Annotated in this window: 16 protein-coding genes; 12 read left to right on the forward strand and 4 right to left on the reverse strand. The window is 71.5% G+C overall.

Features of this window, described 5'->3' with window-relative positions:
- Positions 1–42: 42 nt before the first annotated feature.
- From GTY56_RS21970 to GTY56_RS21985, 4 genes are read left to right on the forward strand one after another with little or no spacing between them, the layout of a single operon-like run.
- Complete coding sequence (locus tag GTY56_RS21970; protein WP_161365582.1) at positions 43–894, forward strand: fumarylacetoacetate hydrolase family protein; 852 nt, start codon at positions 43–45, stop codon at positions 892–894.
- Between the two features lie 11 nt (positions 895–905).
- Positions 906–2243 carry an L-fuconate dehydratase gene (locus GTY56_RS21975; RefSeq protein ID WP_161365584.1) on the forward strand — a complete coding sequence of 446 codons (1338 nt, stop codon included), beginning with the start codon at positions 906–908 and terminating at the stop codon, positions 2241–2243.
- Positions 2240–2998 carry an SDR family NAD(P)-dependent oxidoreductase gene (locus GTY56_RS21980; RefSeq protein ID WP_161365586.1) on the forward strand — a complete coding sequence of 253 codons (759 nt, stop codon included), beginning with the start codon at positions 2240–2242 and terminating at the stop codon, positions 2996–2998. Before GTY56_RS21975 ends, GTY56_RS21980 begins: the two co-directional genes overlap by 4 nt.
- Positions 2995–4005 carry an aldo/keto reductase gene (locus GTY56_RS21985; RefSeq protein WP_161365588.1) on the forward strand — a complete coding sequence of 337 codons (1011 nt, stop codon included), beginning with the start codon at positions 2995–2997 and terminating at the stop codon, positions 4003–4005. Before GTY56_RS21980 ends, GTY56_RS21985 begins: the two co-directional genes overlap by 4 nt.
- Before the next feature lie 243 nt (positions 4006–4248).
- Here GTY56_RS21985 and GTY56_RS21990 read toward each other — a convergent pair whose 3' ends face one another.
- Complete coding sequence (locus tag GTY56_RS21990; RefSeq protein WP_161365590.1) at positions 4249–5160, reverse strand: TIGR01777 family oxidoreductase; 912 nt, start codon at positions 5158–5160, stop codon at positions 4249–4251.
- A 77-nt stretch (positions 5161–5237) separates the two neighbouring features.
- A complete protein-coding gene (locus GTY56_RS21995; RefSeq protein WP_161365593.1) occupies positions 5238–5741 on the reverse strand; it encodes a MarR family winged helix-turn-helix transcriptional regulator in 504 nt (167 codons plus the stop codon).
- A gap of 131 nt (positions 5742–5872) precedes the next feature.
- Between GTY56_RS21995 and GTY56_RS22000 the strand changes: the two genes are divergently transcribed.
- Together GTY56_RS22000 and GTY56_RS22005 are read left to right on the forward strand one after the other, a co-directional pair.
- Positions 5873–6322: a DUF6069 family protein gene (locus GTY56_RS22000; RefSeq protein WP_161365595.1), complete on the forward strand. Its 450-nt coding sequence runs from the start codon at positions 5873–5875 to the stop codon at positions 6320–6322.
- 335 nt (positions 6323–6657) lie between these two features.
- Positions 6658–7926, forward strand: coding sequence for an MFS transporter (locus GTY56_RS22005; protein ID WP_161365597.1), 1269 nt, complete (start codon positions 6658–6660; stop codon positions 7924–7926).
- 77 nt (positions 7927–8003) lie between these two features.
- Here GTY56_RS22005 and GTY56_RS22010 read toward each other — a convergent pair whose 3' ends face one another.
- The gene (locus GTY56_RS22010; protein WP_161365599.1) at positions 8004–8966 is read right to left on the reverse strand and encodes a LysR family transcriptional regulator; all 963 of its coding nucleotides are present in this window, start codon (positions 8964–8966) and stop codon (positions 8004–8006) included.
- Positions 8967–9086: 120 nt separating this feature from the next.
- Between GTY56_RS22010 and GTY56_RS22015 the strand changes: the two genes are divergently transcribed.
- The 6 genes from GTY56_RS22015 (at position 9087) to GTY56_RS22040 (ending at position 15426) form a co-directional block, all read left to right on the forward strand.
- Positions 9087–10070, forward strand: a complete 984-nt coding sequence (locus GTY56_RS22015) for a fumarylacetoacetate hydrolase family protein (protein ID WP_202510117.1) — start codon at positions 9087–9089, stop codon at positions 10068–10070.
- Positions 10067–11032 carry a cyclase family protein gene (locus tag GTY56_RS22020; protein ID WP_161365600.1) on the forward strand — a complete coding sequence of 322 codons (966 nt, stop codon included), beginning with the start codon at positions 10067–10069 and terminating at the stop codon, positions 11030–11032. Before GTY56_RS22015 ends, GTY56_RS22020 begins: the two co-directional genes overlap by 4 nt.
- Before the next feature lie 173 nt (positions 11033–11205).
- Complete coding sequence (locus GTY56_RS22025; RefSeq protein WP_161365602.1) at positions 11206–12381, forward strand: FAD-dependent oxidoreductase; 1176 nt, start codon at positions 11206–11208, stop codon at positions 12379–12381.
- On the forward strand, positions 12378–13388 hold the full coding sequence (locus tag GTY56_RS22030) for an amidohydrolase family protein (RefSeq protein ID WP_161365604.1): 1011 nt from the start codon (positions 12378–12380) through the stop codon (positions 13386–13388). The genes GTY56_RS22025 and GTY56_RS22030 overlap by 4 nt, the downstream gene beginning before the upstream one ends.
- A gap of 12 nt (positions 13389–13400) precedes the next feature.
- Positions 13401–14339: a VOC family protein gene (locus GTY56_RS22035; protein WP_161365606.1), complete on the forward strand. Its 939-nt coding sequence runs from the start codon at positions 13401–13403 to the stop codon at positions 14337–14339.
- Between the two features lie 115 nt (positions 14340–14454).
- Positions 14455–15426: a fumarylacetoacetate hydrolase family protein gene (locus GTY56_RS22040; protein ID WP_161365607.1), complete on the forward strand. Its 972-nt coding sequence runs from the start codon at positions 14455–14457 to the stop codon at positions 15424–15426.
- A gap of 73 nt (positions 15427–15499) precedes the next feature.
- Here GTY56_RS22040 and GTY56_RS22045 read toward each other — a convergent pair whose 3' ends face one another.
- Positions 15500–16438 carry an NAD(P)H-dependent oxidoreductase gene (locus GTY56_RS22045; protein WP_161365609.1) on the reverse strand — a complete coding sequence of 313 codons (939 nt, stop codon included), beginning with the start codon at positions 16436–16438 and terminating at the stop codon, positions 15500–15502.
- Between the last annotated feature and the right edge of the window lie 40 nt (positions 16439–16478).

Below are 16478 nucleotides of genomic sequence, written 5' to 3' on the forward strand. Positions count from 1 at the left end.
GTCACCCCCTCCGTGAACTCGCCTATGGCAAGGGAAGTACCAGTGAAACTGCTGCGAGTCGGCCTCCCCGGCGAAGAGCGGCCTGCTGTCCGTACGGACGATGGCAGGCTGCTGGATCTGTCGTCCGTGGCCTCCGACGTCGATGGCGCGTTCCTCGCCTCGGACGGTCTCGACCGGGCCCGTGCGGCGGTCGAGGCGGGACGGCTGCCTGAACTCGCCCCCCACGGGCTGCGGATCGGCGCCCCGCTCGCCCGCCCCGGCAAGGTGATCTGCGTCGGACTCAACTACCGCGACCACGCCGCCGAGACCGGCGCCGCGATCCCGCCCCGCCCCGTGGTCTTCATGAAGGATCCGAGCACGGTCGTGGGCCCGTACGACGAGGTGCTGATCCCGCGCGGCTCGGTCAAGACCGACTGGGAGGTCGAGCTGGGGGTCGTCATCGGCCGGCGGGCCCGTTACCTGGAGGGCCCCGAGGAGGCGGCCGAGGTGATCGCCGGATACGTGGTCAGCCATGACGTCTCCGAGCGCGAGTTCCAGCTGGAGTACTCCTCGCAGTGGGACCTCGGCAAGTCCTGCGAGACCTTCAACCCGATGGGGCCGTGGCTGGTCACCGCCGACGAGGTCGGCGACCCGCAGGAACTCGGGCTGCGACTGACCGTCAACGGCGTCGAGCGCCAGCACGGGCACACCCGCGACATGATCTTCCCGGTCCACGAGATCGTCGCCTACCTCAGCCGGTACATGGTCCTTCAGCCCGGCGATGTGATCAACACCGGTACGCCCGCCGGCGTCGCCCTCGGCCTGCCCGGCACCCCCTATCTCCGCCCGGGTGACACCGTCGAGTTGGAGATCGACGGGCTCGGGAGCCAGCGCCAGACCTTCGGCCAAGCGTGAAAGGCACCCCCTTGACTGCAACCCACGCCCGGATCACCGCGGTCGACACCTACGACGTCCGGTTCCCCACCTCACGGGAGCTGGACGGGTCGGACGCCATGAACCCGGACCCCGACTACTCCGCCGCCTACGTCGTGCTGCGCACGGACGCCTGCGACGGTCTGGAAGGCCACGGCTTCACCTTCACCATCGGCCGCGGCAACGACGTCCAGGTCGCTGCCATCGGCGCTCTGCGGCCCCACCTCGTCGGTCGCTCGGTCGAGGAGCTGTGCGCGGACCCCGGCTCCGTCAACCGCGACCTGATCGGCGACAGCCAGCTGCGCTGGCTCGGCCCCGAGAAGGGCGTGATGCACATGGCGATCGGCGCCGTCGTCAACGCCGTCTGGGACCTGGCGGCCAAGCGCGCCGGGCAGCCGTTGTGGCGGCTGCTGGCCCACGCGGAGCCGGAGTGGCTGGTCTCCCAGGTCGACTTCCGCTACATCGCCGACGTCCTCACCCCCGGGGAAGCCCTCCGGCTGCTGCGCGAGGGCCGCGCCGGGCTCGCGGAGCGCGAGGCCGTGCTGCTGGAGCGTGGCTACCCCGGCTACACCACCTCACCCGGCTGGCTCGGCTACCCCGACGAGAAGCTCACCCGGCTGGCCAAGCAGGCCGTCGCCGACGGCTTCACCCAGATCAAGCTGAAGGTCGGCGCCGACCTCGCCGACGACGTCCGCCGGATGCGCACCGCCCGCGCCGCCGTCGGCGACGGCATCCGCATCGCCATCGACGCCAACCAGCGCTGGAACGTCGGCGAGGCGATCGAATGGACCCGTGCCCTCGCCGACTTCGACCCCTACTGGATCGAGGAGCCGACCAGCCCCGACGACATCCTCGGCCACGCCGCCGTGCGCCGTGGCGTCGCCCCGGTGAAGGTCGCCACCGGCGAACACGTCCAGAACCGCATCGTCTTCAAACAGCTCCTCCAGGCCGAGGCCATCGACGTCCTCCAGATCGACGCCTCCCGCGTCGGCGGCGTCAACGAGAACCTGGCGATCCTGCTGCTCGCCGCCAAGTTCGGCATCCCGGTCTGCCCGCACGCCGGCGGCGTGGGCCTGTGCGAACTCGTCCAGCACCTGTCCATGTTCGACTACCTCACGCTCTCCGGCACCACCGAGAACCGGGTCATCGAGTACGTCGACCACCTCCACGAGCACTTCACCGCCCCCGTGGTGATGCGCGAGGGCCACTACGCCGCCCCCCTGACCCCGGGTTTCTCCGCGACCATGCGCGAGGAGTCCATCGCCGCGTACGACTTCCCCGACGGAGCCTTCTGGACCGCAGACCGCACGCAGCGGGAAGGTGCCTCATGACCGGTCTGTCAGGTCTCAGGGCCCTCGTCACCGGGGGCGCGTCCGGCATCGGGCTGGCCACCGCCCGAGCCCTGGCGGAGCGGGGCGCGGCGGTGGCCGTGCTCGACCTCGAACCGACCGGGGTGCCCGAGCCGCTGCGTGCCTTCAGGGCCGACGTCGGCGACGACACCTCGGTCCGCGGTGCCGTGGAGCAAGCGGCCGAGCGGCTCGGCGGGCTGGACATCGTCGTCAACAACGCCGGCGTCGGAGCTCTCGGCACCGTCGAGGACAACTCCGACGAACAGTGGCACCGCGTCCTGGACGTCAACGTCCTCGGCATGGTCCGCACGACCCGCGCGGCCCTGCCCCACCTGCGTGCCTCCTCCCACGCGAGCATCGTCAACACCTGCTCCGTCGCCGCCACCGCCGGCCTGCCCCAGCGCGCCCTGTACTCCGCCAGCAAGGGCGCCGTCCTCTCACTCACCCTGGCCATGGCCGCCGACCACGTCCGCGAGGGCATCCGCGTCAACTGCGTCAACCCGGGCACCGCCGACACCCCCTGGGTCGGCCGCCTCCTCGACGCCGCCGACGACCCCGAAGCGGAGCGCGCCGCCCTCAACGCCCGCCAGCCCATGGGCCGCCTGGTCACCGCCGACGAGATCGCCGCCGCCATCGTCTACCTGGCGTCTCCGGCCGCCGCCTCCGTCACCGGCACCGCCCTCGCCGTCGACGGCGGAATGCAGGGCCTCAGGCTCCGCCCGGCGGCCGGTTCATGAGGACGGCCACACTGGGAGGCACCGATGTCCGGGTCACCGAGCTGTCGTTCGGGGCCGCGGGCATCGGCAACCTCTTCCGCCCGGTCTCCGCCGAATCGGCCTTCGCCGCCGTGGACGCCGCCTGGGACGCCGGGATCCGCACCTTCGACACGGCCCCCCACTACGGTCTCGGCCTCTCCGAGCGCCGCCTGGGCACCGCACTGTGCGACCGCCCCCGGGACGCGTACACCGTGTCCACCAAGGTCGGGCGGCTCCTGGAACCGAACCCGCAGGGCGGCCGGGGGGACGACCTCGCGCACGGCTTCGCAGTCAGCGACACCCAACGCCGGGTCTGGGACTTCAGCGCCGAAGGAGTGCTGCGCTCCCTGGAGGCGAGCCTGAACCGCCTCGCCCTTGACCGCGTCGACATCGTGCTGCTGCACGACCCCGACGACCACGCCCGCCAAGCCCTCACCGAGGCGTATCCGGCGCTGGAGCGGCTGCGCGCCGAAGGCGTCGTGGGTGCCATCGGCATCGGAACGAACCAGTGCGCACTGCCTGCCCGCTTCCTGCGCGAGACCGACATCGACGTGGTGCTGCTGGCCGGCCGCTACACCCTCCTCGAACAGGAGGGCCTCGACGAACTGCTTCCCGAGGCCGCCGCCCGGGGCCGGAGCGTGATCATCGGCGGGGTGTTCAACTCCGGGCTGCTGACCGACCCCAGGCCCGGGGCGACGTACGACTACGCGCCCGCCCCGCGGTCCGTCCTGGACCGCGCCCTGCGGCTGAAGAAGATCGCCGGACACCACGGTGTGCCGCTGCGCGCCGCGGCCCTGCACTTCCCGTTCGGCCACCGGGCGGTGGCGAGCGTCCTGACCGGGGCACGCTCCGCCGAGGAGGTCCGCGACACCGTGGACCAGCTGCGGCGCACGGTCCCCGCCACGGTGTGGGACGAGTTGCGAGCCGAGGGAGTACTGGCCCCGGACACCCCGACCCCCACCGCCCTCCCGTCGAAGGAGCCGTCGTGAGTCAGGAGCTGTGACCAGAGCCACCTGACCACGCCGCCGAAGACGCGGACCCCTCACTGCCGCTGGTGCCCGCTTCACCGAGGCCCCTCGCGGGCTACGACGGCGGGCTCCGCGGCCGGCCCTTGCTCACCGGATCCGCCCCTCGCACCGCAACGCGGGGATCACCTTGCCGAACGGCGCAGGCTCAGCCCGGTGAACGGGGCCGCCCAACCCAAGACGACAGGGCACGGGTGTCCCTGCCTGTCAGCTCGTGTGGAGAGCGGAGCGGAGTGCCTCGTCGATCGTGGGGTGGCCGAAGGTGAAGCCCGCCTTGTTCAGGGCCGCAGGCACGGCGCGGCAACTGCCTGTGATGCCCGTCGTGAACTCGCCGAGCGCCGCTCTGAGGGCGAAGGCAGGGACGGAGGCGATCGTCGGGCGATGAAGGGCGCGGCCCATCGCTCGCGTGATCTCGCGGTTCGTCAGTGGTTCGGGGGCTGTGAAGTTGACGGGGCCTGTGAGCGTGTCGTCGTCGATCGCGAAGCGCAGTGCCCTGATGTGGTCGGTCAACGAGACGAACGGCCAGTACTGGTCGCCGGAGCCGAGCCGGCCGCCCAGGCCGAAGCGGAAGAGCGGGAAGAGCCTGCCGAAGGCGCCGCCTGCGGCGGAGACCACCAGGCCGGTGCGGGGGTGCACCACCCGGATGCCCGCCTCTCGGGCAGCGTCTGCGGCGTCCTCCCAGTCGACGCAGACGGCAGCCAGGAAGTCGTCCCCGGGTGGCGCGCTCTCCTCGATGGTCCGGTCACCGGTGTCGCCGTAGTAACCAGTCGCGGACGCGGAGACAAGGACGCGGGGCGGTGTGGACGATGCGGCGCACGCCCGCGCGATGGTCCGGGTTCCCCGTACGCGGCTGCGGCGGATCTCCTCCTTGTACGCGGCGCTCCAGCGCTTGTCTCCGACCCCGGCGCCGGCCAGGTGCACGACGGCGTCCACAGTGTCCAGCGCACCGGGCTGGATGTGGCCTCCGACCGGATCCCAGTGCGCCGCCTCGGTTCCGTCTCCCGCAGGGCTCGCCGACCGGTCGCGGACGAGGCGGACGACCTGGTGGCCGTCGGTGAGGAGCGAGTGGGTGAGGGCGGATCCGATGAGTCCGGTGGACCCGGTGATCGCGACGCGCATGGCGTCCTCCCGAACGGGCATGGGCAGGTGGCCTCGTGGCCGCCTGGGATGGTTGTCGGACTTAGAGGTTCTCGGAGTCAGCGGCGATGCCACGGCAGGGCCGCCGGGTAGGCGTCCTCCTCGCCGGCCTGCTTGAGGGAGGCGACCACGGTGGCGGTGATGGCGGCGAGTTGCTCCACCTGTTCGGGACTGAGGGCGTCGAACACCACGCGGCGTACGGCAGCAACATGGCCGGGGGCGGCCTTGGTCATCAACTCCATTCCGGCATCGGTGAGTTCGGCCAGCTGTCCGCGTCCGTCGGCCGGGTCCTCCCGGCGCCGCACGTAGCCCGACTCCTCCAGGCGGATCACCGCGCGCGTGAGGCGGCTGCGGGTGAACTTCAACTGCTCGGCGAGCAAGGACATCCCCAGGGCGTGGCCGGGTGCCACGGACAGGCGGGCCAGGAGGCTGTAGTCCGCGTGTGTCATGGCCGCGTCGCGCCGCAACTGCTGATCGAGGTAGTCGTTCAGCAGCGTCGAGCAGTCGAGGTAGTTGATCCAGGCTCGCAGCTCTTCGGGAGTGAGCCACCGGGGGGATGTCATGGTGGCCACCTTAACCCGAAGTGTTTGCCTGATCAAACACTTCGGAGTAGCCTGCCGCATGTTTGAGGAATCAAACGTCCGCCCTTCCGGTGCTGCACCTGTCGTTCTTGAGCTCTCCACAGGAGGTCCCCATGTCGGGTTCCGTTCCCGAAGCCGTGTCGTCCGCGCCACCCGCGCCGCGCTCCCGCGGCCTGATGGTGGTCGCGGGGCTTCTCGCGGCGGCTGTCGTGGCCGTCCTCGGAAACGTGGTGGTCGCGTTGCTCGCCCGCGCGGCGGGGGCGTCGGGCGAATTCGCTCCGCTGCACCTCTCCGCGTACGGGCCGCTGACGGTGTTCGGCGTCGTCCTCGGCGCCATGGGCTGGGCGGTCGTCCGTCGTGTCGCCAAGAACCCGGCGGGGCTGCTGCGGTGGCTGGTGCCCGCGCTCGTGGTCGTGTCCTTCGGGCCCGACCTGTCCCTGCTCGGTGGCGGTACGCCCGGCAGTGCGCCGTCGGCCGTCGCCGCGCTGATGGTGATGCATGTGGTGGTCGCGGTCGTGGCCGTCGCCGCCTGCCGGCGCGTCCTGCCGCTGCCTGTCCGCTGACGCAGCCCGGCGTGCGCGACGTGCCGGCTGCCGCCGGTCGGCGGTGTCCCGGAGCCAGGGACGACCGGGCTCCGGGGCACCGCTGTTCGCGCGCAGGGACGGTCGTGCACGTCTTCCGTCTGTGTGACGGTTGCCCGTCCCATCCACAGCGTGGATGACCCGGATACGGGATTCGGATCGCGCGGGGGATGGCACCGGCGCGTCGGCGCCCCCATAGTCGTCGCTACCGCACGCCGCTGTCCGGATGCCGCCGGCGTGCGAGCGTCCCCAGCATGCCGTGCGCGGTCGGCGCCCGTGAGGCATGCCCACTCCCTCTACCGTCCCCTGGAGTCGCCATGCCCGGTTCCGTGCCCCCGCCGCCTCGCACGGCGGTCGATGCCACCCCTGCGTCAGCCGTCGCCGTCTCGGGTCCGGCCCATCTGCTGCGGGTGACCCTTCTGATGGCGGGCAGCTGTCTGCCGATCCTGGGGGCGGTGCTGATCGCCCCGGTACTGCCGAAGATGCAGGACCACTTCGCGTCGGTCCCGGGGGCCAAGGCGCTGGTGCCCCTCGCGCTGACCGTCCCGGCGCTGGCGCTGGCGCTGCTGGCGCCGTTCGCCGGGGTGATCGTGGATCGGGTGGGCCGCAAGCGCCTGCTGGTCATGGCGACCGTCCTGTACGCGCTGTTCGGCACGGCACCGCTGTGGCTGGAGTCGCTGGGCGGCATCATCGCCAGCCGCGCCCTGGTCGGAGTCGCCGAGGCCGCGATCATGACCTGCTGCACGACTCTCATCGGCGACTACTACAGCGGTCACCGGCGGGTGAAGTACCTCGCCCTGCAGACCATGTGCGCCTCCGCGTCGGCCACCGTCTTCTTCGTGCTCGGCGGCGCCGCCGGATCGGCGGGCTGGCGCGTGCCCTTCTGGGTCTACGCCGTGAGCCTGGTGCTCGCCCCGCTGATGGCGATCGCCCTGCCCAGCCCGTCGGCCCGTGCGGACGGCGAGGAGACCGGGGCCGGGACGGAGGCCCGCCGCTCGTTCCCCTGGCGGCAGTTGGGCGGCATCTGTGCCCTCACCTTCTTCGGGGCGATGGTCTTCTACACCGTCCCGGTGGAGATGTCGTACCTGCTCGACGACCTCGGGGTGGAGAACACCGGCGTGATCGGACTGGCCACTGCGATCGCCAGTGCCGCGACCGTGGGCGGAGCGGTCACCTTCGCCCGGCTGAAGCGGTCTCCTGACCCGATGCTGCCCGCCGTCTTCGCGGTCTGCGCGGTCGGCTTCGGGGTGATGTTCCTCGCGGGCAATGCCCCGCTGCTGGTCATCGGAGCGGTCGTCAACTGTGTGGGCACCGGCATGCTGCTGCCCGCCCTTCTCACCAGTGCCATGTCCCGCCTGGCGTTCGAGGACCGCGGCCGTGGGACGGGGTTGTGGACGGCGGCCTTCTTCGGCGGTGAGTTCATCTGCCCGCTGGTGCTGCTCGCCGGGGAGTCCGCGGTCGGCACTCTCGCCGGTGCGGTGGGCGTGCTGGGGCTGGCCGCCGCTCTCGTCGCGGCGGGGCTGTGGGCGGCCCGCCGCCGGGTGGACGCCGTCGATCCCCGGCCGTTGCCGGAGCAGTTGGCCTGAGGGTGGGCGGGAAGGCCGCCGAGAGCGCGTCGATCACGAGCTGCCGCGGGGCCCGGTCGGAGCCGACCCGGCGGCAGTCACGCGCTCCGGTCGCCGGGCACGGCCTTCCCCGGGTCCTTGCCCTTGCCGTAGCCGTTGCCCGTCAGTGTCGCGCCCACTTCCGCGGCCTTCTGCCGCAGCCAGATGTGGCCCGCGTCCTGAGCGTGCACCGGGTGCCACCACATCGCCTCCCGCACCGGTACCGCCTCGAAGGGGCAGGGCAGGACGCGCACCGCGGCCGATCGGACCGCCTTGCGCGCCAGGCGCTCCTGGATCATCGCGATCCGGCGGGTGCCCTCGACCATGAGGGGCAGCAGCTGAAAGGTCTGCACGGACACTTCCACCTGGGGGCTGATCCCTATCATGCTGAGCTGGCGGGCGGCCGGGGCGTCGTAGGGACGCTGGTAGACGGCCCACGGCAGACGCCCCAGCTGGTCCAGGGAGAGTTCGTCACCGATCTCGGGGTGATCGTCGGCGACCAGGAACAGCCAGCGGTCCTGGTGGAGGTCGACGGCGGGCAAGCCGTCGATGACGCCGTGCGGCATCAGCAGTCCGTCGACGGTGCTCAGCACCGCTGCGGTGTTCTCCACCACGGACGGTGCCGGGTGCTGGAAGGTGAGCCGGATGCCGGGCGCCTCCTCGTGCAGGGTGCGGGCGAGTGCGGCACCGAACACGGCCGCCCCGTAGTCGGAGGCGAGCAGGGTGAACTCACGTGACTCCGACGCCGGGTCGAAGTCGGCCTGGCTGGAGAAGACCCGCTCCAGCAGGTCGCACGCGGTGGCGCTGCGGTCGCGCAGGGCGGCGCCGAGCGGAGTCAGCTCATAGGCGTTGCCGGTGCGGGCGAGCAATTCGTCGTCGAAATGGCGGCGCAGCCGGGACAGCGCGGCGCTCATGGCCGGCTGGCTGAGGCCGATGCGCTCGCCGGCCCGGGTGACATTGCGCTCCTCCAGCAGCGCGCGAAGGGCGAGGACCAGATTGAGGTCGAGTCGGGACAGGTTCACCGGCAGGCCACCTAGCAACGAGAGTCATCCATGACGTGGATTCGACACATCCACAGAATTAATTTCCGTGATTGGCCGATCGAGGTCACAGTAGACCCCAACCCCGCAGGAGGAAATCCGATGGCAATGCTCGCGCAATCAGCCGGCCCGTTCGCGCTCGGCACGTTCTCCGCTCAGGACGGGGAGTCCTTTCCCGGCCTCCTGGCCCATGACCGGGTACTCGATCTGCGCAGCGCCCTGGACTGGGCACCGTCGGATCTGCGCGCAGTCCTGGAGCGGTGGGAGGAGACCCTCCCCGTCCTGCGCACCCTGGCGGACGACGACGCCCTCGGCCGGCTGCCCCTGGAGGGCCTGCGCGTGCACGCCCCCGTCGAGCCGCGGCAGATCTTTCAGTCCGGCGCCAACTACCGGCAGCACGTGATCGACCTGGAGGTCGCCCACCGTTCCCCCGACGACCCTCGCACCGTCGAGGAGGCACGAGCGGAGATCGCCGCGGTCATGGACCGCCGGGCCGCCGAGGACCTGCCCTACGTGTTCATCGGCCTGCCCAGCGCGATCACGGGCCCCTACGACGATGTCGTCCTGCCCGCCTGGGCCGAACAGCCGGACTGGGAGTTGGAGTTGGCGGCCGTCATCGCCAAGCCGGCCTACCGGGTGACGGTCGAGGAGGCCCTGGAGTACGTCGCCGGGTACACCATCGCCAACGACCTCACCGACCGCGCCACCGTTTTCCGCAGGGACATGAAGGCCATCGGCACCGACTGGCTGCGCTGCAAGAACGCCCCCGGCTTCACCCCGCTCGGCCCCTGGCTCGTACCTGCGGAGTCGATCGCGGACACCGGTGACCTGCGGGTCACGCTCAAGCTGAACGGCGAGACCATGCAGGACGAGTCCACCAAGGACATGCTCTTCGGAGTCGCCCGGTTGGTGTCGTACGCCTCGCAGACGGCTCGACTCCTGCCCGGTGACCTGGTGTTGACCGGCAGTCCGGCCGGCAACGGCATCCACTGGGGACGCCTGCTGCAGGGCGGCGACGTCATGGAGGGTTCCATCACCGGTCTGGGCGTGCAGCGCACCCGCTGTGTCGCGGAGGGAACGGCATGAGCCTGGACCGCCGCGACCCGGAGGGCGCGATAGCCGAGGCCGCCAAGGCGTACTCCAACTGGGGCCGTTGGGGTGAGGACGATGTGCTCGGCACACTGAACTTCCTCGACGAGGCCAAGCGGCGCGAGGGCGCGGCGCTCGTGCGCCGCGGCGTGAGCTTCTCGCTGGCCCAGCGGTTCGACATGAACGGCCCGCAGAAGGGCTGGCGCCGGCGGACCAACCCGGTGCACACCATGCTCGACACGGGGACCGACGCGGCGCTGGGCAACCAGGGTTTCCCGCACGGCCTCGGCGGCGCGGACGACGTGATCGCGATGCCGTTGCAGTGCTCCACCCAGTGGGACGGCCTCGGGCACATCTTCGACCACGGCAAGGCGTGGAACGGACGGGCCGCCGAGCAGGTGGTCACCTCCGACGGAGACCTTGTCACCGGCATCGAGCACATGGCGCCGTACGTCGCGGGACGCGGCGTGCTGCTCGACGTGGGCCTGGTCGTCGGCACGGGCGGGGGAGAGCTGCCCGACGGGTTCGCCATCACCGAGGAGCACCTTGAGCAGACGGTTGAAGCCCATGGGGTGACCGTCGGCACCGGTGACATCGTCCTCGTCCGCACCGGACGTCTCGCCCGCGCCCGCCGCGACGGCTGGGGCGACTACGCGGGCGGCCCCGCGCCCGGCCTGTCGTTCACCACCGCCGGCTGGCTGCACGGCACCGAGATCGCCGCCATCGCCACCGACACCTGGGGTTTCGAGGTCCGCCCCAACGAGTTCGAGGGCGCCTTCCAGCCGCTGCACCAGGTCGTCATCCCCAACATGGGCCTGCTGATCGGCGAGATGTGGGACCTCGACGCACTCGCCGCCGACTGCGCCGACGACGGCGTGTACGAGTTCTGGCTCACCGCCGCTCCCCTCCCCATCACCGGAGCCGTCGGCTCCCCGGTCAACCCGGTCGCCGTCAAGTAGCCCGCACTGCCGCCGGATGCGCCGTTCCCGGACAGCAGCGGACCATCCGGCCCCCACCGCTCACCCGCTTCGCCGGGTGATCCGTCCCCACCTCTGGCCCGCACTCGCAGCGGGCGAGCCGCAGCCCCCGCCGCCCGAAGTCGCGCGGCCCCACCCCGGGAGGAATCCCCGACATGGCTGACACCCGCACTCTCTCCCAGCCTCCGGCCGGGGGCACACCCACCGTCCTGGTCATCGGCGGGGGCGCCTCAGGCAACGCCGTCACCATCCTGCTGCGCCGCGCCGGCATCGCCGTCGACCTGATCGAGGCCAAGCCGGACTGGAACGCCACCACCGGCTCCGGCATCACCCTCCAGGGCAACGCCCTGCGGGTCCTGCGCGAACTGGGCGTGTGGGAACAGGTGAAAGCCTCCGGATACGCCTTCGGCTCGCTGGGCGTGACCACCCCCGACGGCACCGTCCTGTTCGTCGCCGAAGACATCCAGACCGGCGGCGAGGACCTGCCCGCCACCCTCGGCATGCAGCGCCCCCAGTTGCAGCAGATCCTCATCGACACGGTCCGCGCCTCCGGCGCCGACGTTCGCCTCGGCACCACCGCCGAAGCGCTGGAGCAGGACGCCGACGGCGTGTCGGTGCGCTTCAGCGACGGCAGCGAGGGCCGCTACGACCTGGTGATCGGCGCCGACGGAGTCAACTCCGCCACCCGCGCCGTGATCGGCATCACGGACAAACCCGAGCCGACCGGCATGGCCATCTGGCGCATCGCCGCCCCGCGGCCCGAGCGCGTGACGCGCACCGACCTCGCCTACGGCGGCCCCGCCTACATCGCCGGCTACTGCCCCACCAGCGAGAACACCATCTACGCGTTCGTCGTCGAAGGGTGCCGCGACCGCGCCTCCATCGACCCGGCCACCTACGCCGACGAGATGCGCCGCCTGGCGCAGAGCTACGGCGGGGTCTGGCCGGAGATCACCGAGCACATCACCGACCCGAAGAAGGTCAACTACACCTGGTTCGACCGCCTGCTGGTCGAGGGCTCCTGGCACCGGGGCCGGGTCGTGCTCATCGGCGACGCCGCCCACTGCTGCCCGCCCACCATGGCCCAGGGCGCGGCCATGTCCCTGGAGGACGCCCTCGTCCTCGCCGAGCTGCTCAGCGGGGCCGTGGCCGACGGCCGGGACTGGGACGACAAGCTGCTCCAGGCCTACCACGACCGCCGCATTCCCCGGGTGCGCACCGTCGTCGAGGCGTCCCTGCAGATCGGCCAGTGGCAGCTGGACGGTGTGCGTGACGCCGACATGGCCGGGCTGGTCGGCCGCACCATGAACCTCCTCAAGGAGCGCCCGTGACCACCACCGCATCCTCCGCGCCGACCATCGACGTCCACGCACACGTCCTGCTCCCGGAGGTCGAGGAGGCCGTCGCCGGCCATCCCGGTCTCGCCGAGGCCCGCGCCCTCGACGCGCGCCGCAACGGCCCGGCGGCCCTGGCGGTGAACGGCCCGATGGTCGGCGCGCGCGTGCCGAAGCTGACGGACGCCACGGCGCGCCTGACGGCCATGGACGCGCAGGGCGTGGACATTCAGCTGGTCAGCCCCTCGCCGTCCCACTACCACTACTGGGCCGAGCCCCGACTGGCCGAGACGGTCTGCCGACTGGCCAACGAGGGCACCGCCGCACACTGTGCGAAGGCTCCCGACCGCCTGCACGGCCTGGGCCTGGTCCCGCTCCAGCATCCCGGCCTCGCGGTCGGCCTGCTCGACCACGCCCTGGACCAGGGGCTGAGGGGAGTGGAGATCTCCTCGCACGCGCCCGGCCACGAGCTGTCGGACACGGCGTACGAACCCCTCTGGTCCCGTGCGGAGGAGACAGGCGCCCTGGTCTTCCTGCACCCGTTCGGCTGCACGCTCGACGAGCGCCTGGACCGGTGGTACCTGTCCAACACCGTCGGCCAGCCCACCGAGAACGCCGTCGCCCTCTCCCACCTGATCTTCTCCGGCGTCCTGGACCGCCACCCGGGCCTGAAGCTGATCGCGGCGCACGGCGGCGGCTACCTGCCCACCCACCTCGGCCGCTCCGACCACGCCTGGCGGGCCCGTCCCGACGCCCGGGGCTGTGAGCGCGAACCGAGCAGCTATCTGAAGCAGCTGTACTTCGACTCCCTCGTCCACGACCCCCAGGTGCTGAAGGAGCTGCTGCGAGCGGTCGGCCCGGAACGGGTCCTGCTCGGCTCCGACTTCCCCTTCGACATGGGCACCGACGACCCGCTCGGCGCGCTGCGCGCCGCGGACCTGCCCGACACCGACTTCCACTCCCTCCGCGGCGCAAACGCCGCCGCTCTGCTCAACCTCGCGTGAGGAGCTCCCCCCATGAACAACCGCCTGCTCACCCACCTCCGCCACGTCGACCTCGCCGTGCCGGACTACCACAAGCAACTCGACTTCTACGCCGGAGTCTGGGGCCTGACCAAGGTCGCCGAGGACTCGGGCATCTCCTTCCTGGCCGCCGAGGGCAGCCCGGAGCAGTACGTCGTCCGGCTGCGCAAGGCCGAGGAGAAGCGCCTCGACCTCGTGTCCTACGGTGCCGCGAGCCCGGCCGACGTGGACACGCTCGCCGAGCAACTCCTCGCCGGGGGTGTCGAGCTGGTCACCCAGCCGGGCAAGGTGGAAACCCCCGGCGGCGGTTACGGCTTCCGCTTCTTCGATGTCGACGGCCGCACCATCGAGGTCTCGGCCGACGTCGAGGTGCGGCAGCACCGCAAGATCGAGGAGAAGGAGTCGATCCCGGTCAAGCTGTCGCACGTCGTGCTCAACTCGCCGGATCTGGACAAGACCAAGGCGTGGTACGAGGAGCACCTCGGCTTCCGGCTGTCCGACACGCTCGGCCATCCGCACATCGGCGACGTCATGCACTTCATGCGGATCAGCAACCAGCACCACTCCATGGCCATCGCCAGGGGACCGCACACCTCGCTGCACCACATCTCCTTCGAGATGCGCGGAATCGACGAGTACATGCGCGGCTCCGGCCGTGTCATCCGTTCCGGCGCCCGCAAGATCTGGGGGCCGGGCCGGCACATGGCGGGCGACAACACCTTCACGTACTTCCTCGACCCGCACGGCAACACCGTCGAGTACACGACGGAGTTGGAGCTGCTGGACGAGGACACCTGGCACCCGCACGTCTACGACTTCTCCCAGCCCGAGGTCACCGACCAGTGGGGCACCGCCAACCCCATGAACGAACTGGTCACCAAGGAATCCTTCAACGACGTCGACCGCGGCGTGTTCGTCGCCCCGCCGGTCTGATCGGCGAAGCCCTCCGGTCCCCGGGGGCGCGGTGGCCCTGTCATGCCCTGACTCCCACGCCGCGCCCCCGGCCTTCGCGCCCCCCTCGAACGTCGACAGCCGACAGGAAACCGCCATGCGTTTCGCCGCGTACGAGTACCGCAACCGACGCCACGTGGCCGTCGTCGAAGAGGACGGCACGCTCTTCCCTCTTCCCGGCGTCAGCTCACTGACCGGCCTGCTGGCCCAGGGCGGCGGCCTGCCCGAACTGCTCGACGCGAGCTCCGCGGCCCTCGATGTCCCGGCCGGCCCCCACATCTGCGAGGTACGGCTCCTGCCCCCGCTCCAGCCGCCCACCGTGCGGGACTTCGTCACCTTCGAGGAACACGTCGAGGGCGTACGGCGGTCCGTGGACGGGGCTGCCGGAGTACCGGAGCGGTGGTACGCGGCCCCGACGTTCTACTTCGGCAACCCCTACGCGATGTACGGGCCGCACGACGACATCCCCATGCCACCGGGGTCGAGCGTGCTCGACTTCGAGCTGGAGGTCGCCGCCGTGATCGGAAAGGAGGGCCGCGACCTCACGCCCGAGCAGGCCCACGACCACATCGTCGGCTACACCGTCTTCAACGACTGGTCGGCACGGGACCTGCAGTCCGCCGAGATGAAGGTGGGCCTCGGCCCCTGCAAGGGCAAGGACACGGCCACCACGCTGGGGCCGTACCTGGTCACCGCCGACGAGCTGGAGAAGTACCGCGACGCGGACGGCTTCCTGCGCCTGGCGCTCACCGCCGAGATCAACGGCGAGGTCGTGGGCGAGGATCTGCTGTCCAACATGAGCTGGACCTTCGAGGAGATGGCCGCCTACGCCTCGCGCGGCACAGTCGTCCGCCCCGGTGACGTCCTCGGTTCCGGGACCTGCGGAAACGGCGGCTGCCTCGCCGAGCTGTGGGGTGTACGGGGTGAGCAGTCCCCGCCTCCCCTGAAGCCCGGCGACACGGTCACCCTCACCGTCGAGGGCATCGGCTCCGTCTCCAACACCGTGGTGGCCGGCCCGGCCCCCCTGACCGTTCCGGTCGCCCGACGCCGCACGAGGCAACGGCCTTGACGGATCTCCGTACCTGGGGGCACCTCCCGGCCGAAGGCACGCCGGCGTCGGTGGAGAGCCCGCGAACGATGGTCTACGGCCGCGGTGGGCGCAGGACGGGGACGCTGTCGCGGAACGCGGCGGCGTGCTTGTCGATCTCCTGGGGGTCCGGCTCCAGTGCGGCGGTGCTCAGCAGTTCCCGGTAGTGCTCCTCCAGCTCCGTGAGGGTGTGGACGGAGGAAGCGGTGCCGGCGGGGGAGAAGTCGACCCGGACGCCGCCGTCCTCGACGACGAAACGGCCCGCGGCCCCACAGGTGCCGCATTCGACGCGGCCGTCGCGCAGCACGATCAGGTCGAGGTGGCACATCGGGCAGGTGCCGGGCTCCCCCAGGAACCGGACCTCGTCGTGGGGCAGGCCGAGCTGCCGGGCAACCGCGCCGCCCAGCCGCTCGGCGCGCAGCACAGCCGCCGGGTCGGTGGCTATGCCGCCCAGGCCGCCGGGGGTGGGGACTTCCATCTGGTCGGCGACGGCCATGTGCAGGGGGAAGGCCAGGGCGTGCAGAGTGGGCAGCGTCAGCGTGCGCCAGTGGGGTGACGGGCAGCCGCCCACGGCGATGAAGCCGGCCACGCGCGGCTTGAGGACCCGCGGATCGGGGGCCGTGTCGAGGCCCAGAAGACCGCGCGTCTCCTCGTGCTCGGCCGGGCCGTGTTCGCGGGAGGCGAGGGCCTCACGGACGAAGACCACGTCCGTGCGTGGACCGAAGGCGCGGTCGATGAGGAGCTTCAACGCGCCCGGTGCGCTGCGGGTGTAAGTGGGGGAGCTGACAATCACGCCGTCCGCGTCGAGCAGCCGGTCGCAGAACCAGGCCGCGTCGTCCCCGGCGTCCGCGGTGGCGGCGGTGACCAGGGACAGGTCGGTCAGCCGTACCATCTCGACGGCTGTACCTTCGCGCGCGGCCGCGGTGAGCGCGGCCTTCAGCAGTACCTCGGCACTGCCGTCCTCCTGCCCGCAGGCAAGTCCGAGCAGACGCATCGACGACACCTCTCTGTGTGGTCGGGGGACGGGGGACGGG

The sequence above is a fragment of the Streptomyces sp. SID5643 genome (genome assembly GCF_009872555.1).
GTDB classification, from domain to species: Bacteria; Actinomycetota; Actinomycetes; order Streptomycetales; family Streptomycetaceae; genus Streptomyces; species Streptomyces iakyrus.